The sequence below is a fragment of the Spirosoma aureum genome (genome assembly GCF_011604685.1).
Classification (GTDB): Bacteria; Bacteroidota; Bacteroidia; order Cytophagales; family Spirosomataceae; genus Spirosoma; species Spirosoma aureum.
In genome coordinates this window covers 7,822,970-7,842,596 of record NZ_CP050063.1, presented here as the reverse complement: position 1 = coordinate 7,842,596, position 19,627 = coordinate 7,822,970, and the positions used below count along the sequence as shown (strand labels likewise).

18 protein-coding genes and 3 tRNA genes are annotated in these 19,627 nt (G+C 47.8%); 8 read left to right on the top strand and 13 right to left on the bottom strand.

Annotation, left to right across the window (positions count from 1 at the left end):
• Nucleotides 1-251: 251 nt before the first annotated feature.
• The 5 genes from G8759_RS31500 to G8759_RS31480 form a co-directional block, all read right to left on the bottom strand.
• Entirely contained in the window at nucleotides 252-1,178 is a 927-nt protein-coding gene (locus tag G8759_RS31500) for an abortive infection system antitoxin AbiGi family protein (protein ID WP_167217132.1), read from the bottom strand.
• 508 nt (nucleotides 1,179-1,686) lie between these two features.
• A complete protein-coding gene (locus tag G8759_RS31495) occupies nucleotides 1,687-2,565 on the bottom strand; it encodes a DUF2971 domain-containing protein (RefSeq protein WP_167217130.1) in 879 nt (292 codons plus the stop codon).
• Between the two features lie 29 nt (nucleotides 2,566-2,594).
• Nucleotides 2,595-3,188, bottom strand: coding sequence for a recombinase family protein (locus G8759_RS31490; protein ID WP_167217128.1), 594 nt, complete (start codon nucleotides 3,186-3,188; stop codon nucleotides 2,595-2,597).
• Between the two features lie 276 nt (nucleotides 3,189-3,464).
• Nucleotides 3,465-3,662, bottom strand: a complete 198-nt coding sequence (locus G8759_RS31485; protein WP_167217126.1) for a hypothetical protein — start codon at nucleotides 3,660-3,662, stop codon at nucleotides 3,465-3,467.
• 12 nt (nucleotides 3,663-3,674) lie between these two features.
• Nucleotides 3,675-4,241, bottom strand: a complete 567-nt coding sequence (locus tag G8759_RS31480; protein WP_167217124.1) for a mobilome CxxCx(11)CxxC protein — start codon at nucleotides 4,239-4,241, stop codon at nucleotides 3,675-3,677.
• Between the two features lie 318 nt (nucleotides 4,242-4,559).
• Between G8759_RS31480 and G8759_RS31475 the strand changes: the two genes are divergently transcribed.
• The 8 genes from G8759_RS31475 (at nucleotide 4,560) to G8759_RS31440 (ending at nucleotide 9,694) form a co-directional block, all read left to right on the top strand.
• Complete coding sequence (locus tag G8759_RS31475) at nucleotides 4,560-4,979, top strand: response regulator (protein ID WP_167217123.1); 420 nt, start codon at nucleotides 4,560-4,562, stop codon at nucleotides 4,977-4,979.
• A 470-nt stretch (nucleotides 4,980-5,449) separates the two neighbouring features.
• Nucleotides 5,450-5,941 (top strand): hypothetical protein, encoded by a 492-nt coding sequence (locus G8759_RS31470; RefSeq protein ID WP_167217121.1) that lies wholly within the window; start codon nucleotides 5,450-5,452, stop codon nucleotides 5,939-5,941.
• A gap of 95 nt (nucleotides 5,942-6,036) precedes the next feature.
• Complete coding sequence (locus tag G8759_RS31465) at nucleotides 6,037-6,453, top strand: hypothetical protein (protein ID WP_167217119.1); 417 nt, start codon at nucleotides 6,037-6,039, stop codon at nucleotides 6,451-6,453.
• A gap of 458 nt (nucleotides 6,454-6,911) precedes the next feature.
• Nucleotides 6,912-8,402: a capsule assembly Wzi family protein gene (locus G8759_RS31460; protein ID WP_232074018.1), complete on the top strand. Its 1,491-nt coding sequence runs from the start codon at nucleotides 6,912-6,914 to the stop codon at nucleotides 8,400-8,402.
• Between the two features lie 55 nt (nucleotides 8,403-8,457).
• A complete protein-coding gene (locus tag G8759_RS31455; protein ID WP_167217115.1) occupies nucleotides 8,458-8,907 on the top strand; it encodes a hypothetical protein in 450 nt (149 codons plus the stop codon).
• 468 nt (nucleotides 8,908-9,375) lie between these two features.
• Nucleotides 9,376-9,449 (top strand) — tRNA-Thr (locus G8759_RS31450).
• A 6-nt stretch (nucleotides 9,450-9,455) separates the two neighbouring features.
• A tRNA-Tyr gene (locus tag G8759_RS31445) sits at nucleotides 9,456-9,541 on the top strand.
• Nucleotides 9,542-9,609: 68 nt separating this feature from the next.
• Nucleotides 9,610-9,694: transfer RNA gene (locus G8759_RS31440), tRNA-Ser, on the top strand.
• Between the two features lie 533 nt (nucleotides 9,695-10,227).
• Here G8759_RS31440 and G8759_RS31435 read toward each other — a convergent pair.
• The 8 genes from G8759_RS31435 to G8759_RS31400 all read right to left on the bottom strand — a co-directional run bounded on the left by G8759_RS31435 (nucleotide 10,228) and on the right by G8759_RS31400 (nucleotide 19,626).
• Nucleotides 10,228-10,599: a hypothetical protein gene (locus G8759_RS31435; protein ID WP_167217113.1), complete on the bottom strand. Its 372-nt coding sequence runs from the start codon at nucleotides 10,597-10,599 to the stop codon at nucleotides 10,228-10,230.
• A gap of 106 nt (nucleotides 10,600-10,705) precedes the next feature.
• Entirely contained in the window at nucleotides 10,706-10,987 is a 282-nt protein-coding gene (locus G8759_RS31430) for a hypothetical protein (protein WP_167217111.1), read from the bottom strand.
• 243 nt (nucleotides 10,988-11,230) lie between these two features.
• Nucleotides 11,231-11,827 (bottom strand): SHOCT domain-containing protein, encoded by a 597-nt coding sequence (locus G8759_RS31425; protein ID WP_197933059.1) that lies wholly within the window; start codon nucleotides 11,825-11,827, stop codon nucleotides 11,231-11,233.
• Between the two features lie 59 nt (nucleotides 11,828-11,886).
• Nucleotides 11,887-12,396: a hypothetical protein gene (locus G8759_RS31420; RefSeq protein ID WP_167217109.1), complete on the bottom strand. Its 510-nt coding sequence runs from the start codon at nucleotides 12,394-12,396 to the stop codon at nucleotides 11,887-11,889.
• A 108-nt stretch (nucleotides 12,397-12,504) separates the two neighbouring features.
• A complete protein-coding gene (locus G8759_RS31415) occupies nucleotides 12,505-15,741 on the bottom strand; it encodes a phage tail tape measure protein (protein WP_167217107.1) in 3,237 nt (1,078 codons plus the stop codon).
• A gap of 53 nt (nucleotides 15,742-15,794) precedes the next feature.
• Nucleotides 15,795-16,301 carry a hypothetical protein gene (locus G8759_RS31410; protein ID WP_167217105.1) on the bottom strand — a complete coding sequence of 169 codons (507 nt, stop codon included), beginning with the start codon at nucleotides 16,299-16,301 and terminating at the stop codon, nucleotides 15,795-15,797.
• Nucleotides 16,298-18,388: a hypothetical protein gene (locus G8759_RS31405; protein WP_167217103.1), complete on the bottom strand. Its 2,091-nt coding sequence runs from the start codon at nucleotides 18,386-18,388 to the stop codon at nucleotides 16,298-16,300. The genes G8759_RS31410 and G8759_RS31405 overlap by 4 nt, the downstream gene beginning before the upstream one ends.
• Complete coding sequence (locus G8759_RS31400) at nucleotides 18,388-19,626, bottom strand: SGNH/GDSL hydrolase family protein (protein ID WP_167217101.1); 1,239 nt, start codon at nucleotides 19,624-19,626, stop codon at nucleotides 18,388-18,390. The genes G8759_RS31405 and G8759_RS31400 overlap by 1 nt, the downstream gene beginning before the upstream one ends.
• Nucleotide 19,627 lies beyond the last annotated feature (1 nt).

The window sequence follows — 19,627 nt, the reverse complement described above, 5'->3', positions numbered from 1 at the left end:
TTAAAATATTTTAAGCAAATTATACTAAATAAAAGCTTAAATAAAGTATTCAATCAATTTATTTATAGAATTGATCATCCCATATGCGGTAGTACATAGAACTCATTGTTTCGGGTCTGGCTGGATAGAAATACCCATGATACGTTATCCCATTGATGAGCAGTTGACGGGAGCACTTAACTCATTATTGAGAATGGCTAGGTGAAGTAATTTGACAGCATGATCCCAATGGTTTTACCAGTAATGTGGAGTTAAAAATCTTCTCGAAGCTGCTTGCAGGTAAGTATGCGGGTGGTTAGAAGATGAATTGCTTCGGATGAATATTTATTGGGTAATTCATGTAAACGCTTAATGACATCCTCAATATCCGAATCATCTTTAACAATGATGTATTTAATATCATCAGCATTAAATTCAAACATATAATAATCAGCTATATTTTTTTTGAATTCATCGATATCATAGACTTTCCCTTCTTTATGACCTATAAGAGGGACAAACTGATCACCCATTTTTACTAAAGAAGGGACCCCACCCATATAACGGCGGGTATGTGGTACAGTTACCCGCCATTCTCTTTCATCATAGTAAACCTGTCCAGTTGTGGCGTTTTGGTATGGCTTCATATAACCTAAGGTCGCTAATGAATTTAAGAGAGCGACTTGTAATTTGAAAAAAGTTTGATAATTATGAGGCATGGGGGGCACTCCCATAGAAATTCCTCTAGCTAAAGGGTAATTATAATAGTTTTTTATATGCTCGTCCGTTGGATCTTTTTCCCAACGATCTTCATATTCATTGTATAATCTGTTGAGCTCATTGGCAGAGTTACCTGCAAATTCTAGTAAGAAAGAGCCAGGATTTACATACGTTACGGGATTTAAACGCCGCCGGATACCCCATTCTTTACTCATGCCTAATCCATAAGATCCATACTGCTTTGATTGATGTGTAGTGCCATTATACTCCCATGAATAACCATTTATATGTTTGTCCAGCTTTGATAGCGGTAAATCACAAAAGCAAACCATAGGGATCATCATTTCCTTTAATGCGTCCTCCATATTTTCAAGCCCAAATTCTGTACAATAAGTTGGTCTAAAGCCGGTACCTAAGATGTTTATAAGAGCATCCTTTTGTGTGAAGTGAAATAGTGTCTTCGCTGTAATGATTGACATAATAAATGAATGTTTTAAATCGCTCAGCGAGTATATATATAATTGATTTTAAGTAGTTTACTCTGTCTCAAAATAGTAAGAAAATGTCCCGAATTGACAAGTGTTTGCAAAAAAGACATTGTAAAAACTTATTTATTATAGATTATAGTTGGCGGAGAAAAAACGATCGTAGGTAGCCACTGCTGGTCAGCTGAAGTCAACGGTATAAATACTGATATGCAGCCGTAATTAGGAAAGGTTGGCTGAGACGCGAAAAGAGTACATGATTTAGTTGATAGGCCGATGTGATCGCGGCTATCAGCGTTGCGGAACATAGTGAGCAAACGACGCAGTCAAGGAGCAGGTTGTAGCAAGTGGGTAGTGCCCACACAAAAACGCACGGAGTATGGTTAGGCGGAGAAACACGTAGGCGTTAGTATAGAAAAGTAGGGGCACTTTCGGATAAGTCCAAAAAGCCTACCGATAATACAAACTCCATAGATGAGCCACAGGTAAAAGTTAGGCTTTTTTATGCCTTTTTACTTATAGTATTTAAGATATCGAGATCAGAAGGTTTGATGTCAAATATCGACTCATCTATATACATTTTCTTTTGAGTCGTGAGGTTGTATTTTTTCTTTTCAAGCAGATCTAGAATCTCTATCATGTCGGACTTTGACGTTTTGCACCCAAAATACACCTCCCGAAGGCAATCTCTTGCAAAACCAACTAGGCTAGACTCTGGACGTTCAATTAAAACAGCCCTTACTTCTTGTTCATAACTCCAAATGTGAGATTTCGTAAAGACGTAATGACTAATGATTCGGTGATCAAGATCATAAAGGTTTTCTTTTTTAATTTGATGAGCATAATTAACCTCCCTTATAAAAAAGTCTTGACCACGGATTGGGTGAATATTAAACCCAAGGCACACTCCTTTATGATACTGAGCATAGTGACTCCACATTAAATTAACTAAATAACTTTTGCTGAAACAACATACACCACACCTCAGTTTTAATTCAGCATATTGTTCCCTACGGAATCTTTCAAATTCTAGGGCAGAGTTATTTGCTAATTTCGTCAGCCTACGCCGGTCACTTCGCCTTTTGTCAGCAAAGGCTTTATTAGCCCACTCTCGTATTTGTTTTGGAGTACCGGAATAATCAATTAATCCCTCATACATATCGAATGGGTCATTGAAATCATTTGGGCAACTAAATCTAAGTTTTTGCCCTTCAATGATAAGTTTTGCTTTCTCAATAGATGTATAGTGGTAAATGATTAAGGGTGGCAGGTTGTATTCGTCTAAATCGTCTTGATTATATAAACCTTCTTTAATTGCACTTCCGATATCTATTGACTCGTATCGAGGTACAAGTAGAGGCATTCCTTGGGGTAGGTACATGATTACGGGTAATTAATTGATTACTATGATTACTTTGCTAATGAGTTGTTTCCAATCTGCACCCCTCTCACTCGCAAATAATTATAAAGCGTTCGTTTAGAAATATGCAGCTGCGCAGCAATATCCTTTACGGATAAAGTCTTCTCTTTATAAAGACTCTCCGCAATCCTGGCCGTATGTTCAGCCTCTTTGCTAAGCCCTTCAGGACGGCCAAGTTTCTGGCCACGCCGACGTGCAGACTGTAGTCCAGCTTGCGTTCGCTCGCGGATTAGTTCCCGTTCGAACTCAGCCAAGCTGGCAAAGATCCGGAATACTAATCGTCCTTGGGCGGTGGTGGTATCGACGGGATCATTCAGGCTTTTCAATCCAATACCTCGTTTTCCCAGTGTTTCGACGAGTTCTACCAAGTGGACTAGGGATCGTCCGAGTCGGTCCAGTTTCCAGATCACAACCGTATCCTCTTCGCGCACGTGCTCGAGCAGTTTGGCTAGTTCCGGCCGATCCGCTTTTGCGCCACTGGCGTACTCCTGAAATATTTTATTACAGCCTTCTGCCTTCAGCGCATCCAGCTGGAGAGAGAATTTCTGGTCTTTGGTTGAGACGCGGGCATAACCGATTTTCATAATCCTCAAAAACTAACTGAATTTCGCCAAACAACGCCATGCGCGAAAGACATCTTCGTCTCTATTAGTGCATGGAGTTGTTTGTATGAAATGTTTAACTTTGGAATTTACAGATTGTAGCACAAGACCTAAAAACAATGAAACCTTACGTTATAGCAGCTTTTGTAACGCTAAGCTTACTTTCCTTGGCAAGGTTTTATCCCACCAAAGAGATATGCTTATTTGTCGCGATAACTTTATTTTTTGTTCCAGTGGCTTTGTCTATGTGGACTTTGCTTAACGCCCGCAACACGAACAGATCGAATTCTTAGGGCCAACACTGTCCGATTTTGCTTCAACCTGCTCTTTAAAGCTATTTCTCTGGAAATCGTACTGGAGATTTTGAAAGCGATTCAATTCTCTAATAAATTCATCCTTTTCTAATGGTGTGAGGTTTAAAAAACCACGTAGTACTCTTGCTACTTTTTCGTTCATTGTTATTTAAAGTTAAAAATTACCACAAACATCACATTCAGTTGCCTTCATCGAGTAAGGGACGGTTTTGCACTGTACACATTCTCGATTAAATTCACGGAGGCCATAACGCATGCCCATGCGCTTTTCTGGGTCTGTTACCTCGTAATTACCTTTCCCGATTCCACTAGCTCTTTCTGATAGAATTTCAAATTTGTGTTTATACTCATCAGAGTTTGCAATTGGATACTTAGCAAGTTGTTCAAACTCGCCACGTAATAGACTATATTCCGCTGATTTACCCATGTAACTAGTAAGCTTTTCATCTGACCCTACAGCAATCAAATAAGAGGAGACAATCAATTGAGCTATGGCAATTGGAGATGCAATCAACAAAGCCCAATCCATAATTTCTTTGTTAGTATAGTAGGTGCTGACCATACCTCCTAGAGCAACTGGGATAATTAGGCCCAATGCTTTTGACCATCGTAGCCAAACTTCAATTTTAGAAATCTTCTTTGAATAGATGTATGAGAAGCCAAGACAGTCCAAAGCATTATTCCAACAGTCTATTCGTATTTTACTCGTCAAGTCTTCCATTAGGGAGGAACACTAAGTAGGCGTTTTATATATATATAAGAGTTTACTTAACCAGCTACAAGATACAAAAAAGTAGCCGAATTAAGTAGACCGTTTTTTTAGCCTTCTATTCAGATAAAATGAATTAGTTTGTCCAGCTAAAGTCGAGTGCAAGTAACTAACCGTTTTTCCGAACCAGTCAATTTTAATCAGAGGTATTGTTAGCACCCTTCAGGCCTTTTGCCCTTCATTCATCTGATGGAAACGAAACTTTAAAAAGGCATTGTTGGTAACATTACTGACGGTACTCCGTTTTATTTTTGACCAATCAACCGTGTCATGACCTTTAATCATTCTCGACGCAGTTTACTGTCAATCGTACAGAGCAGGGAAACCTGGCTGACACTCAACGAACTTTTACCGGCTGTCTTCCCGGGAGTAAATCTTGTTTTTGCTACTCCGGCGTCGATCGCGCTGAGTTACTTAGATACTTCAATCAATGATGGCGATCCGCCACAATTAATTTTATTGGACATCTACCTGCCCAGCCGTGCAGACGGTATGAACTTACTCCAAAAGCTCAAACAACCCGATTCACCTTACCAGGCGATACCGGTTGTAATGATGAGTTCAACGGAGAGCACTTCAGATATAAATGAGGTAATGCGATTGGGCGCGGCTGCCTATGTGGTTAGATCCACAACATCATATGCGTGGATAAAAAGCCTGCAAGGTTTACAGGATTATTGGCCAGTATAAAAGAAAGGAGTATTAAAGTATATTCATTCTAAATTATATAAATATGGGTAATTATTTGTAAATAAAAACTTTAAACTATCAGATAAAATCACTCTATAGTTTTAATCTCTCAAAAAACAGTTATGGACACACCTAAAAAAGTCAAAAAGAAAGTTTGGGTAAAACCAGAAGTACAACAGCTCAACATTAATAGAGACACCTATACATCACAAGGCTTCTCAGAGGTAGAATCAGCCAAGGGAGGGGGCGTAAATCAAAAGAGAAACATACCCTCCTAAGGAATAGCATGTGGATAAAACGGGGTCACCCGTGCGGCGAAAAGCCTGGATCATTAGGTCCAGGCTTTTTTATTGATCTATAGTCTGAAGAGATAGCCCTGGCCGTTGGCTCAAAAAAATAATCATGCTGACTGCATACTAGTTTGACAAGCTGTAACGGACATAATTTCCCATTTCGTTTTTTCAATACCTATGGAAACTACAGATCGACAGCGTAGCTCATCTGACACCAAAGACCGACAGCGTAGCTCATCAGACACCAAAGATCGACAGCGTCGCTCACGCAAACTCAATGTTTCGCGCATCTACGGCTCCTGGGCACCGCTGGTTCTCACATTACTTTTTTTTGTCAGTTTACTACTGACGTATGCGCTCATCCAGCCCCACCCCCATACAGGACTTACGGGTAGAATTCTGTCGATGACGCCCCTGTTCAATAACTCCCCTGCTTTCCTTTTTTCTCTGGCTATCGCCAGCCTGATTGGGTTGATGTGGCTCCCTTCACTGGAAGCCTATTCGACTACTAAACCAGCCACCCCTGCTGGGGCTACCAGGACTAACGCCCGTTTAGTCCATACTGCGGAACGACATCCGGCCTCCTCCTCTTTAAATGTCCCGCACCGACCTATCCAACTAATTTCCCTGGATGCATCGACTATTCAGGATTCACTGCATCAAGGCTAGTAAAACAATAGCCGTTACCCAGCGGGAAGTGCTACGAATACTACCTGAAGTCCTTTTGCCAATAAAGTCGGTCATTTTACAGTATCCTTACGACCATGCAAACTGCCTGTTCGCGATTAAAAAAAAATCGACGTATTTCGTTGATTCAGGAGTCAGGCGTAGTCCAATACAGCCGTCTCCGTCAGCTTGGCCTTCAACTGCTGGTGATGTTCATCGGCGTTTTTTACTCGTTAGCCGTGCTGGAAGTTGATCCGGGGGAAACCGGCGATGGCTTTGGTGATGTCTTCGATACGTATGTTCACAGTAAACCACTTGGCAATCCAAATCCGGTAACGGTTATTCACGACCGTGATGGTGAGCAACTTGCCATTGTTGTGCAGCCCGTTAAGCCGCTGATCACGTTCTCTGCCAGTTGGTCAATTATTCCCTCCCTGCCGCTGCTGGCTTTTTATATACATAGACGACATAAACGAAGGCCACTGCATGTGCTGAACGCTGTCTGGCGTCTATGAGCACTTAGCTCACGTCTCTTTCACGCCCCGACTTCAGGGGGTAGCCAATCTCGTTTTTACCCGTAAACTGCAGGGAGCCTTCGGGTTCTCAGTCAGTCGAATCCTGTCCTGAATGAGCGACGGCAGCTTTGCTATGCCTGAGCCTTTTCAGCGCTGTCGGTATGCACGTACATGACTGATCGTTAGGCAACGCTTACCCATCAATTGGCGCAGCAGGTAGCTCTTAGGCTATGGCTGTTGGGCATGGCTATCCGCTTTACTTAGGCGATAGGACGATCAGGCTGCAAATCTCTATTTCTTTTCCGGTTTCGATTGCTATGTTTTTCTCAACTCACTCTCTGACTCATCGTTGGTCATCCTTAATTCAAGTACTCAGTGGACTCGTGCTGATCGTTTATACCAGTGCTGGGCAGCCCCTACGGTTCACATTCCCGGATTCCTTGCCTTTACCGCGAACTTTGCCTGGATCTGAAGCAGCACCCTGGTTAAAGAAAACCGGGTTTACCGATCGAACGAGCTGGCAGGTGGAAGCAGGCGGCTTCGCATCCTCTTCCGGCACTGTCCCTTTCTGGCTTCAGACCAATCAGTTTGGGACCGTGCCCAAGCTAGCGCCGACAGGTCTTATGAAAGTGACCGTTCACCGGGAGTACCAGGCTGCTACAAGCAGCAAAATCCCTAAAGTGGATTGGGGCTATGGTGTCGAAGTGGTGGGCTGGACAGGAACCCAAAACCAGGCTTTACTGTCAGAGGGCTATCTGAAGGGGCGACTGGGCAAGATAGAAGTGATGGCGGGGCGACGCCGACAGATCATTGGGCTGGCCGAAAGCTCACTGTCCTCGGGTTCCTACATCTGGTCGGGGAATGCCCTGCCTGTCCCGCAAGTGCAGCTCAGTATACCCGATTACATTCCGTTAGGCTTTAGTCGGGGCTTTATTGCCCTTAAAGGGCTTTATTCCCATGGCTGGTTTGGCAACGGCCCTTACGTGCAGAAATCGTTCCTGCATCAGAAAGCAATCTATTTGCGGCTGGGTAAACCCACCGCCAGGGTCAGACTCTATGGAGCCTTTACCCATCTGGCTCAGTGGGGCGGGTTTGCTCCATTTCTCGAACGGGACCCAACCAGCTCCTTTGATGGACAGTTAGCTCAAAGTATGGAAGCCTACCTCAATGTTGTGTTACCGATGAAAACGGATGCGCTAAAGAACCGGGCCAAGTTTACCACTTTCGATCAGAACCGGGTGGGCGATCACCGGGGTTCTGCGGAGTTATCGCTGGAAATTAAGTTGGGGCAGACGTCCCTCTATGCCTATCAGCAGCATTTCTATGATCTGGGCCGGAAGTTATATAACCTGCGCAACATTGAAGATGGCCTGTATGGGCTACGTCTGGTGAATCACAAGGCGAGGCCCTTTTTTGAGGAAGTCGTATTGGAGCTGTTCAATTCGGGGAATCAGGGCGTGCTTCAGTTTGGCAAAAGTCTGGGTGGGGAAGCGGAGAATTACTTCACCAATGGCCAATATCCCGAGAGTTGGTCGTATCAGGGGCGCACGCTGGGCACACCCTTTATCAGCCAGGCCAGCGATACACGAGCAGATTTACCGCGACTGCCCTTTTCGGGTTACACGCTCGACAATACGTTGATCGAAGGCGTTCATGGCATCAACAACAACCGGGTCAGAGCACTATATGGGGCCGTTTCGGGCTGGCTCGGCTCCGATTGGCACTATCTGCTTAAAGCGTCCTATAGCCAGAATTACGGCATGTTCGCGATCCCGTTTCCAGCCGAGACGATGCAGCTATCGATGATGACCTCATTAACCCGGTCAATTCGCTGGTTTGGTGGCTCTTCGCTGTTGTTTGCCGCAGGCTATGATCAGGGCCAGTTACTGGCTAGTGCCGAGCAGATTGGAGGCTATCTGGGCTTGCGCAAGTCCTGGAAAACCCACTGAACGATCTCTCTTTAATTTCCCATCATTCACTCTTTATAACGAAATACAGTCAGTTATGCATCTTCTTAAGCAACGAACCATGTATAAAACGGATTTGCCCGTCAATTTTCAGAGCTGGAATGAGTTTTATGACGAATTGGTCCGGTTAGGCCAAATTCAGCCGACCATTGATATTATACGGATTCGGGTGTTTAACATCCCGACTGCTTCCCATACGTCGCATAACAATGATCGTTCATTTACTCAGTACCTGACCTATGAGCGAAAATACATCGATCAGATGTGTCTGACCGAACTGCGACGGGCCCGTGGGGATTCGTCTCATATGTCATTTACCGTCGACGAATTAACCGAACTGATCCGGTTGGTCAGCAATCAGGCCTCTCGGTTGAAACACTGGGATCTGCTGGTCAAGCTTAATGAGGAACTACTCGCCCAACAGGTACGGGAAAAAGACAGGCATTCTTACCGAACGGTATCTGGCCACGAATTCAATGCGGATTAGCCGCTTAAAAATCCTGGTCAATTACCACTATGGAAGCTGTTGCTTAAACTAAACGATTAGCTGCGCACCCGACAAAAGCGAGAAATGAGCAACCCTCTATTTAGGTCCGAGGCCGGGCACAGGTAGTCACCGTGTGAGCGACCTGGTAGCAGGGGATTCCAGATAGTCACAGAAAAGAAAGCGCCCGGCAATGGTCAAACGAATTTTGATTCGGGCATAAAAATGGCTTCTTTTATAAGAATCATATTCTATATGGTGTGTATAGAAGCGGAAAGCCCGGATCACTCGATTCGGGCTTTTTTGTCGATCTATTGCAAGTGTGCTTTTCTTTTCCTTACCTTTGCCCCATGAAAAATCAAGGCCTATTTTCCTATAGTACGTATTGCACAGCGTTGCAAGCGGACTCATAGTGCCTGAATTTTCCCAGCCATTGAAGCCGCTTGTCAACCGATAAGCGGCTTTTTTTATGCTTCCTTAGCTCAGCTGGCCAGAGCGTTCGCCTTGTAAGCGAAGGGTCGTTGGTTCGAATCCGACAGGAAGCTCATTAGGGGAGTACGCCGGAGCTGGAGAGCCGGGGCAGACTGTAAATCTGTTGCTTTATGCTGAGTAGGTTCGAATCCTACTACTCTCACCAAAGGGTGCCGTACAGCCGGGATACTTCGATCGCCAATTAAGACCTGGCTGGCTTGTTGCCCCTTTTATAGAGAGGTGGGTGAGTGGCTGAAACCAACACACTGCTAACGTGTCAGACTTAATCGTCTCGCGGGTTCGAACCCCGCCCTCTCTGCAAATCAGAAGCACCCCGGCCTATATAGGTTCGGGGTGCTTCTGTGGTAAGCACTTATATTCCGAAAAGGAGGTACTGCTCTGACCCGTTGCCTAATTGTTCCGCTTCCGCAGGTTCAATTCTCTGCACCATTATAATGCAGAAACGGGGGACCAGTACCACCTACTCGACCAGGCGGCATCGGTCCCCACGGAAACGTACTAAACAATTAGGCACTGCAAAGCTACAAAAAAAGCCCGACCTTCTCAGATCGAACGTATAGGAGTAGTCAGAATAGGGTAAAAGCAAGGACTATTGAAAATGTCCCAAATCAGAAAGAAATAGTCCCAAATCAGAAGCAATGGGTAACATGGATTCGATGAAATTTGATTGTTAAATCGATTGTTTCACCTAATTACAAAACTGATTATGGCTAAAGTAGCCCCTTTTCATTCGATCAAGCAAACTGTTCACCACAACAATGACCGGTGTACAGAAGGAAACAATATTGAAACCGTTAATAAACGGTCAGGAACCGGCGGAAAGCCGCTCTGTCAGCATTGTGCCAGGCTGTGATCGACGCCAACAAAGACACCCGCCTGGGTGTCTAATTGCAAGGTGCCTACCGGGTTAGTTGGCTTAAAAACCACTTCCCAAAACGGCTGATGTAATTCATTGTCGTACACGTCAAATGACCTCCTTATCTGTTGAATAGGGAGGTCGTTTTGTAGGCAGATATGTGCCACACGAAGGCCCTCAAATTTATCGCCATAAAAACGTACGGTTGGTTCGGAGAAACAGTGACCTATGCCGCCCTGGCATGACTCAAACGTTTCAACCTGGTGGAGTTGCAGCAAGAGCACGATCTCTTTAATGCCTGCGTCGAGTTTGGCTTCTTCAATGGGATCGATGAGATGCCGATTCATGGCCGTATTCGAGGTAAAGTTTAGTTTAAGTAAACATACAAAAAAAGCCCGACCTGCTCAGGTCGGGCCAGTGCCCAATTGGTTTCGTTGTTAGTTTGAGTAGGCATTATGCCTTGACTTCCTGCATTTTTTCAAAGACCTGACGGAACATAATGAGTGTATAGTTCATACTAGCCAGATACTCGACATTGATATCCGAATCGTCCATTCCCTTCACAGCGCAGGTGCTTAAGAAATCGTGCACAAGCTGGAGATGAGAGACGGCTTCCTGGGAACCGGCAAACGTATTGGTTAAAAAATCAAAAAGCGGCAGCACATTGATCAGCCTACCGGACAAAGGATTCTGAATAAATAGGTGCTCAGGTATTCCAGGGGGTGTGTTACTCATGCCTGTAATGAGAATTAAAAATGAAAGTTTTAGTTGAATACGTCTGCCCAGCGTGTCGAGTCACCGGGCAATCCCGAAATTAATCCAAATAATCTTTCATATATTATATACGTATATACTTTTCCGTGTACATACAAAGAAGGAAAGCAGTCAGACAATCAATGCCGGGCTGCTTTCCTTGATAAATAAGCCGGAGTTTTTGTGTGGGGTTGGCTGAGGCGTTTTTGCTTATAGCCAATTGGATTAATTTAAAAGCTTCTTTTTCTGGGCCTCAAATTCCTCTTTGGTAATTACACCAGCATCCATAAGCTCCTTTAGTTTTTTTAACTCATCCGCTACGCTGCCGGAAGTACTAATTGCTTCTGACTTCTTGGCCGTTCTGTAGCGTTCAGGAGGTAGAATTTCACCAGCTTCGACGGCATTGTCGATCTCGATCCAGTAATTAACAATATTGCCAACGCCTACCTTGGCTATCATTGTGTAGCCAGTGCGCTTAGTACCGTATTGGAGCAACTCTTTTACGCGAACCCGCTGGCCGCTCATATTCGAATTGAGGTAGTTTCGCCTATCATAGGCATTGGGCGAATTGGCTGAGTTGGCGTAATTAAAGCTGGTTAGGGATTCATAAATAAAGGCAAACCGCTTGTCAGGCATTGACCCTTTTCCTAATTGAAGGGTATCATCTGTATGAACAACCCATCCAGTAACAGCCGTTTGGTAACCAGCGCTTAATTGCTCTTTAGAAACCCGATTTGTTTGACTCATCTGATCCCGCGTAACAGGCGATTGAGCGAATGCCAATTGAGCAATTAAAAGGAGTAGGACAATAATTGATTTCATGAAAACTGTAAGGTTATTGGCTTTGACTCAGGAGCGATGTTAAAATTGACTGTAATGCATTAATGTCGTCCTCGATAGCTGCTGCGGCTGCTACCACTGCTGCGATAACTTTTGGATGAAGATCGATAACTGCTGCTTCCAGGGCGACTTCGAGTATGTTCTCGAACGTAGACAGTCTTCCCTGATTTTGTTGTACGGGTATGCGCTCGCACGTGGACGGGCTTACTCATGTCCAGTGGCCTTAACCCAGAGTATGATGTGGTATAGGTTGAGCTACCCCCACCAAATAAGGACGAACGAATGCGAACCGAGTAGAGATACTGATAGCCAAGGGATCGAACCCAGCCGCTACCCGCCTGATGCCTTACTCGAACAAAATGGCCATCGGCTCTTTTCAACTTTTCCCAACTCATCAATGTGTCTGTTGGTATGACGCTAGCCATAATCAGACTCTGTTCATTAGCCATCTGATACAGATCTGTCGAGGTGTCGGCAAGGTAATAGTACTGGGTTTTGGCGCAACCCGTTAATAGGAATAGACTTAGAAGGAACAAGGAGAGGTGCTTCATACAACGATTTTGGTTAATGTGGGTAAGTTACCAAAATCGTATATAGTGAAAAGCTGAATTGTGTGAATGGCGGCAAAATTTGACATCCAAACAATTCAGCTTTTCTTTTTATAGTTTGTTGCTATCCCGGGCTTCCTGAATGTTGTCATCAAATTGCTCCCGGAGCCGGTAGTTCTGCATAATCGGCCGCTGAGCAAAGGCTTTCATCACCTCCCGCGTGGTCTGCTGCTCGGCAATGAGTTGCATTAACAGTTGATTCGACATATCGGAATTACTCGATGCGGGAGCAGCTGTTGCTGTCGGTATGGCCGAGGGAGCTCCCCCAGACATCGCCAACTGCGAGTAATTCCCCGTCTTCTGAGCCGAGTCCATGATCCGGGCAAAGTCAGCTACCACCGGGTTACGGAGCGATTTGTTGGAGATCACAAATTCGCGACCCGCTTCACCAGCAATATAGGAACGACGGCCTAGGTTAAACCGGGTTGGTCCATCAATAAAGCCAGATGGTGCTCCATCCATATCCTGTAACCCGGTGAACCCACCGTCCGCAAACGTTGGCGAATCAAATTTCTGGGAGCGTATGTTCGCAACGGCAGCAGCTGCCTGAAGTGTTGGAAGTGCCAAACTTTTAGCAATTGCCAAAATGTTTCCAGGAAAGGGAATGCTGGAAGCAGAGGCAATACTAGCCATGACAGCACGACTGTAGTTAATCGCTACTTCCCCTAACGCCCAGGCTTGCTGAGCGATCATGGCTGCCTTATAAATAGCCGTGTTCTCGTTGAAGAATTCCTTTATAACAACTACCGAGTCATTGAAAATCTTCTTCTTGGTATCATGAGTATTCTTGGCGGTCTGTTCCTCCTGTTTGGCCTTTTCCTTATCTGCATCAATCTCACTTTGCGTGATCGCTTTACGGGCGACTACCTGGTCTGCCTGGTTAGTCGTTATTTCACCCTCCAGCTTGTCACTGTCCATTTTTTTGCTTTCAGCAATGGCAGTCTGCTTATCTGTGAAATCTTTATAGAGGTCGAGCAAAGATTGATAATGGGCTTCATTTAAAATCTTTTTGGCTTCCAGAAATGCCTGCTCGGCATTTAGTTTGGCCTTTTCACCCTCTTCTTTGGTCATGTCGCCGTTGGCAACTGCCATAGTTATCTCAGCCAGCTTAATTTTCTTCTTAAGCTCCAGTTCTTCTTCAGCAGCTTTGCGTAGATTCTCCAGTTGTTTTTCCTGTTCCTCCAACTGCTTCTTGGTGTACTTCTCTTCAATCTCGCTCTTGTCGACAAGCAGCTTATCCTCGATGGCCTTCATCCATGCGGCCTTTTGGGTAGCCCCCGCCTTGGACTCCTTGAGTCTTTTTCGCTCTTGCTCTGCCTCGAATTCAGCCTGCGCTAACTCTCGCTCTCTGTCATCCTTAGTTGCTTTAGCTTTTAGATTTTGAGTAGCGAGTATAGCGTCCGCATTGGCCTTTTTCTTTTCATCGGCTAGCCGTTTTGCTTTTTCAGCTTCCTTTTTCTCATCCTCACTAGGGCCAGAGGGTTTGCCGCCACCCTTGCCGTCCGGACCACCGGTACTGGCTTTAGGCGTGCCGGTTGGGGTGATGGTCGGCACTTTCAGGTTTTCTCCTCGCAGATCCTTCAGTAGAGCCTTACGCCCTTCGATCGTTTCACTTAATTTTCGGTTGGCAGCATCCAGCTCCCTGAGCTCGTCCTGCGTCGCCTGAATCACATCCCAGGCACCCGTCGTTGCTTTCTTGCGATAGGCGAGGTTTTCAGCCAGCTGGTTTTCATCGTCTTTCAGCGCAGCGGTTTGCGTGCGAATCGCTTCCTCGTTTTTGACCTTCAGCATCGACTGCTGCACCCGGATAAACTCTCTGGCCTTTTCGGTATTGATGCCCAGTGCGTTCCCGTATTTATCGAACTCGGTGACCGCTGATGGCACGATGTTGGCTACCTCACCGACGATCTTCTTGAGTTCAGTCTGTTCATCTTTGGTCAGAATGGTTTTGGCTGTCAGTTGATCATGGCGAGTCAGGAGCGGGGTTAAGCTCTGATTTAGCTCCATAACCTTGGTTTTTTGATCCTGAAAAGCCATGGCTGCCGCATCCGATGCAGGCGTAACGGCTGAGTTGAGGACATTGGTGAGACTGGTTGCCCACTCGACCACTTGGGTAAACGCAGGAATCAGTGATGTTCCCAGCGAAACGGCCAGCCCTTCCACTCTCGCCCAGAAGATTTCCAGCTGATGATCGAGTGATTTGTTGTTGGTCGCGGCCTGCGAAAAAGCCTCCTGTGTACCGGTGATTTTCGTGGTTAACTCGGCAATTTCACCTCGATGGGCAATGATGTGCTGAGCCGCTGTAATGTTTTCCTTGCCAAATAATTTGGTCATTTCAGCAGTCGACAGATTCTTTTTGCCCAGGTTCTCCAGTGCTTTCTCCAGTCCTACAACCCGTGGGTTGGTATCGTCGGAGCCAGCGCCGAGGGTGAGTAATACGTTGCGGAGCTGCGTGCCGGCCTCGCCACCTTTCAGGGCGATGGTCGACAGGCTTTGCAGGACCGCATTCGTCTGCTCGAAACTCACGCCCTGGGCAGCGGCTACTGTACCAGTGTTTTTCAATGCCACACCCATGTCGACTATTTCTGCCGAGCCCTCTTTGGCACCCGCCGCAATGACGTTAATGAACCGGTTCGCCTGGTCAGCACTGGCACCAAATTGATTCAGCGATTCAGCAGTGACACTAGTCGCTTGAGCCAGGTCGATCTTACCGGCCTGCGCGAGGGTTAGTGCGGCCTGAGTTGTCTGAACGAGTAGCTCTTTCTGAGCCAGCAGTTCGGGCTTTGCTGAGGCCATGAGCTTGTAGGCCTCCAGCATCTCAGCGCCTGATTTACCGACGGACGGCCCTGTTCGAGCTGCTTGTTGATTCAGGTATTCTAGATCCTTACCCGTAGCACCCGTCACGGCGGAGAGCTCCTGGCTGGCCGCATTGAATTCCCGGTAGCTGGTGATGGCTTTGCCGACGCTGCCCACGATGGCTGATAGCGTAGTGGTCACCACATTGCCGCCCACAATGCCGGCCATGGTCGAGGCCGTATTGGCTTTAAAGCGCGACCAGGCCGTCGACGTATCATCGATGCGGGCCTTCATCTGCCGGTAGGAGTCCTTGAGCTTGTTGTGCTCGGCCAGGGCCGCTTTATAAGCAGCCGGATCATCGGCCTCCCGCATTTTCAGCAGGGCCGATCGGGCCCGGGTGGCCTCCAGGCCGATTTCTTTCAGCGAGGTTTTGGACTGTTGACCGTTAATGACCAGGTCGATAACCGCCCGGTCTGTCTGTGATTTTCCCATTTTGGCTAACGTGGTTTGAAAGCGTTAGCCAGTCGAATGATTCAGTAGTAACCTTACACGTGGATCGTCACGGCCCCCTCCAGGAAGTTCTCCAGGGCATCGAGCGAGACGTTCACGTAATGCTGGGTGAGTAGCTCCCGCAGCCGGTGTGTTTCGAAACCTTTGCGCCTCGAATACCACCGTTTGGGCTGGCGGGTGGTCGGCTCACCATTCTTGCGGGTCCGTCGCCATTTGGCTTCAGCGGCATCAATCCCATTGCCCACCCCCATGTCCACAAAGCGCCCGTACAGCAGAAAGCTCAGCTGGGTACCCAGCAGTCCACCGCCCGACGAGTCGCCATACACCCGACTGCGCCAGTCGGTCATCAACTTACCCGACAGCCGGGAGGCATAGCGACGCCGGCGGGAGCGCTTGCGGCTCGATCGGCGCGAGCTAGTATAGACTTTCTCGGCCAGTTCGCCCTGAAAGCGCTCGATGGCGATCTGATTCCAGGCCGAGAGAATGCCCTTCAGGTTGATCTTCTGGTTGATGTCCAGCTCTTTGTAGGTCAGTTCCGTCATGGCAGTATCGAATAGCCCTCACCCGGATCGAGCTGGAGCGTTTGGCGAAGTGAATTGGGTTTATCACCGGTGTCGTTGATGACGGGCCGCACCTGCATAATGATGTAATTGGTTTCCAGCACCTGCGTGGTGCCATTGCCGGTATAATGGAGCTGTCCTTCATCATACACTTCCCGGAACTGATCCGTCAGCGCATCATAGCCGACGTAACGTTTCCGTCGAAGGGTCAGATCCAGATTATTGACGACAGCGGGCGTGGTTTTGGCCTGATCGGCCCAGAATTTGACCGTGTAGGTTTTCACCGTCGTTTCATTGCCGATCGTGCCCGTTCTCGTTTCAGCACTGGCAACCCACTCGACCCAAACAATCGGATCATCAACGTCAGCCGCCTGATCGATGCCAGTGGGCAAACTGAGCACCTCGAGCCGAACAATGGCTTTGCCCGACTGGCCGGGCGAATCCGCCTGGAGTTTGGCGATCAGATAGATCCGGCGAATCTGATCTTCCAGGCAGAGGGCCACGGCCCGATGTAGCTGGAGCTGGGCGAGCACGGCCACCGGCAACAGGAGCGGTACCGATACTTTCTGGGTGTTATCCCGGAAATAATAATAGGCTCTGAGGAATTGCCGCCAGGCTCCAAAGCGTCCCCCGATGGTGAGCGCCTGCGAGCCGACGATGACCTGACGGCCGTCACGCACATCATTGGTCGCCAGCGGATAGGCATGCCCGGCGCTGTCCTGGGTCATACCCCGGTAGGAAAGCAGTTTCAGACCGATATCGTTGGGCCGCTTGCCCTGATCGGTCAATGAGCGCTCCGATGCTTTATAGTTTGGGTCGAGCGTGTTACCGGCCTGACGCAGAGTCGGAACCTGCCACTGCGCAGTCTGACCCGTCGGAGCGAGCGGTGATGGCTCGTTGATCAGCTGGCAGGTACCGACCTTCAGACTGATCGACTGTCCCCCCAGACCGGATACATAAGGAGCGGGCTGGATGAGGTTGCCTTTCTGATCTTTATACAACTCATCGCCCGAATCGATAAACTCAGCGACTGAAAAACCTTTCAGATCGGGCGAATCGATGTCGTAATTGCCCGACTGATACTCGGTCAGATCGATGGCGGCTCCCGCCCGCACCACATCCACAAAGCGTTCCATGTAGCAGGTTCGGGTATTGGCATTGAAACCGAAGACCAGGCCAAACCGCCCCTTGATGGCTTTCAGGAAGTCTGACACGCTCATATCGGGCAGGTGCATGCCAGCGGTCACCCGGTGGCCCTGTAGAATCCCGGTCGGATCCGAAAAGATCGGCCCGATTTTACCGTTCATGGCCGTCTGGTTGAGAATCACTAACCGTTGTACTTCCTCACTGGCCAGCCAGCTGGATTCGATTCGGTAGCCAGCCAGCGCCATAATACGCTCCAGCACCCACGATAAATAAAACTGGGGAGAAACCGTATAGCCGAGCTCTCCTGGCACAAAGCCACCGTCCTGATGAAAGCCTGGTTGAGCCGTCGGCAGGCGCTGCCAGACATTGACGTAGGTTTGTTTGGTAAAGCCAGGCAGTTTTACAGTATCGAGCGAGTCTTCCCAAAAGCCTTCGTTGCGAATCGGAAAAAACGTGAGTGGAAACTGCCCGGGGGGCATGGCCGCAATCGCTTTCATCCGATCCGCCAGGATTGGAGTCACAGTATTCACCGCATCGATAATACCCGTCCCTAACCGAATGACGTCCGGCAGTGCCTCCAGTAGCGTAAGCCGCCGGAGTTTGTCATACACCTCCGCTGAGTCGATCTTGAGGTACCCATTGAGTTTTCCATTCTGGACCTTAAACGAAAACACACAGCGACGGTACAAAACGCCCTCCAGCTGTACGGTGACGGGTAAGTTTTGACGAGGCAGAGCCGCATCCACCCGGTAGCCATTGCCCACAAATTTCTTATTCGCGTCATTTAGGGGCGCATCGATCGGATAGGAAATCTCAGCTGGCAGCTCATCATCCGTCAGCCAGGCGACAGCCTGCTCGGTGACCAGGTTCTGATCGTCGAACAGCTGGAGTGTTTCGCCCGCTTCGTTGGTGATGGCGATCATTAGAACGATGAATAAAAGGGTGTTGTCTTGATGATAGGGTAAAGTCCTTTTCCGATGAGCGTACTGCCAATGCCCGACGGATGTACTCGGTTGGTAGCGGTGCGATCGGCACTGGAAATATTCACGTCCGCTGTTGCGGTGGCATTCAGGCTATAGGCTGTACTGGCATCATAGTAATAGACCCGGTTGGCTGTCGAGACCAGGGCACTCATGGCCGACCGGTAGCCAGCTACGTTTGAGACATAGGGCGTCTTGTCCGTGACGGGCATTCCAATTAGTATGATCGATGGTTTGGGGACCGTTGGGTCATCGACTAAGCGGATATTCCACTGCCGGTTCCGCCAGCGAATGATCTCGTTGAGCTCATCGGTAAACTGCTGGGTGACCGCCGATGAGCCGGCATTGTTAAAGCCCACAAACACTGTCAGCAAATCAAAGGGAATGTCATCGAGTGTACCGTTCCGGATGGCTTCCACCAAATCGGTGGATGTTCCCGAGTCGAGGTGTCGATTGACCAGGCGGGTTATTTTCCCTTCAGCAATTAAACTATCCACCCCCACGAACGAATAATGCCAACGGCCCATGTAACGTTTACCACCGGCATCATTACCCATCGCATTCGCCCCCGACATGCTATCGCCGATATTCAGCCAAACCTTACGGGCATTCCAAACCTGGTGATTGGTGAATTCGGTGCCATTGACCATGGCCGTGACGGCCGCAGCCTTAATGGAATCACTGACGATACGTGGGGCTAAATATTGGCTGAAAACAGTGATCTGGGCACCTTCATAGAGGTATTTGGGCAGGGTAGCCCGGTATGTATTACCTGGTGCTGCAATGACATTCAGCGGGATCGAAGACCCGCCCACCGTATTGGAAGCCGAATAGTTCCCATGTTTGATAAAGCCCGCGATGGCCAGTGGTTGATCCGATTGGATAATCAGTTCGCCATCGGCCAGTACGCAGCCTGGCGTTACTGTAAATGTTGTCGAGGGGCCAGAACTGCCGGGTGTTCGCACTGTACGACTGGCTCCCGTCTGCGTACTGGCAAACGACATATTAGGCAAATGGCCCTCCTTCAAAATGCGGTAGGCCCGATCATCCACAGAACGGATGTGCAGGTCATTATTGGTTACCTTAACCGGTGGCAATACGCCAATATCAACCTGACGGTTTGGAATGGATTGTGCCAGGGCAGTACTGGCCAAAAGCAGGAGTGCAAGTATCGTTTTCATC

Excerpts from the sequence above, each read along its gene's own strand:
- G8759_RS31490 (WP_167217128.1), bottom strand. The coding sequence starts at position 3,188 with ATGAAAATCGGTTATGCCCGCGTCTCAACCAAAGACCAGAAATTCTCT.
- G8759_RS31475 (WP_167217123.1), top strand. The coding sequence starts at position 4,560 with ATGACCTTTAATCATTCTCGACGCAGTTTACTGTCAATCGTACAGAGC.
- G8759_RS31500 (WP_167217132.1), bottom strand. The coding sequence starts at position 1,178 with ATGTCAATCATTACAGCGAAGACACTATTTCACTTCACACAAAAGGAT.
- G8759_RS31495 (WP_167217130.1), bottom strand. The coding sequence starts at position 2,565 with ATGTACCTACCCCAAGGAATGCCTCTACTTGTACCTCGATACGAGTCA.
- G8759_RS31420 (WP_167217109.1), bottom strand. The coding sequence starts at position 12,396 with ATGAAGCACCTCTCCTTGTTCCTTCTAAGTCTATTCCTATTAACGGGT.
- G8759_RS31485 (WP_167217126.1), bottom strand. The coding sequence starts at position 3,662 with ATGAACGAAAAAGTAGCAAGAGTACTACGTGGTTTTTTAAACCTCACA.
- G8759_RS31455 (WP_167217115.1), top strand. The coding sequence starts at position 8,458 with ATGCATCTTCTTAAGCAACGAACCATGTATAAAACGGATTTGCCCGTC.
- G8759_RS31480 (WP_167217124.1), bottom strand. The coding sequence starts at position 4,241 with ATGGAAGACTTGACGAGTAAAATACGAATAGACTGTTGGAATAATGCT.
- G8759_RS31405 (WP_167217103.1), bottom strand. The coding sequence starts at position 18,388 with ATGATCGCCATCACCAACGAAGCGGGCGAAACACTCCAGCTGTTCGAC.
- G8759_RS31415 (WP_167217107.1), bottom strand. The coding sequence starts at position 15,741 with ATGGGAAAATCACAGACAGACCGGGCGGTTATCGACCTGGTCATTAAC.
- G8759_RS31470 (WP_167217121.1), top strand. The coding sequence starts at position 5,450 with ATGGAAACTACAGATCGACAGCGTAGCTCATCTGACACCAAAGACCGA.
- G8759_RS31410 (WP_167217105.1), bottom strand. The coding sequence starts at position 16,301 with ATGACGGAACTGACCTACAAAGAGCTGGACATCAACCAGAAGATCAAC.
- G8759_RS31465 (WP_167217119.1), top strand. The coding sequence starts at position 6,037 with ATGCAAACTGCCTGTTCGCGATTAAAAAAAAATCGACGTATTTCGTTG.
- G8759_RS31435 (WP_167217113.1), bottom strand. The coding sequence starts at position 10,599 with ATGAATCGGCATCTCATCGATCCCATTGAAGAAGCCAAACTCGACGCA.
- G8759_RS31430 (WP_167217111.1), bottom strand. The coding sequence starts at position 10,987 with ATGAGTAACACACCCCCTGGAATACCTGAGCACCTATTTATTCAGAAT.
- G8759_RS31425 (WP_197933059.1), bottom strand. The coding sequence starts at position 11,827 with ATGAAATCAATTATTGTCCTACTCCTTTTAATTGCTCAATTGGCATTC.
- G8759_RS31400 (WP_167217101.1), bottom strand. The coding sequence starts at position 19,626 with ATGAAAACGATACTTGCACTCCTGCTTTTGGCCAGTACTGCCCTGGCA.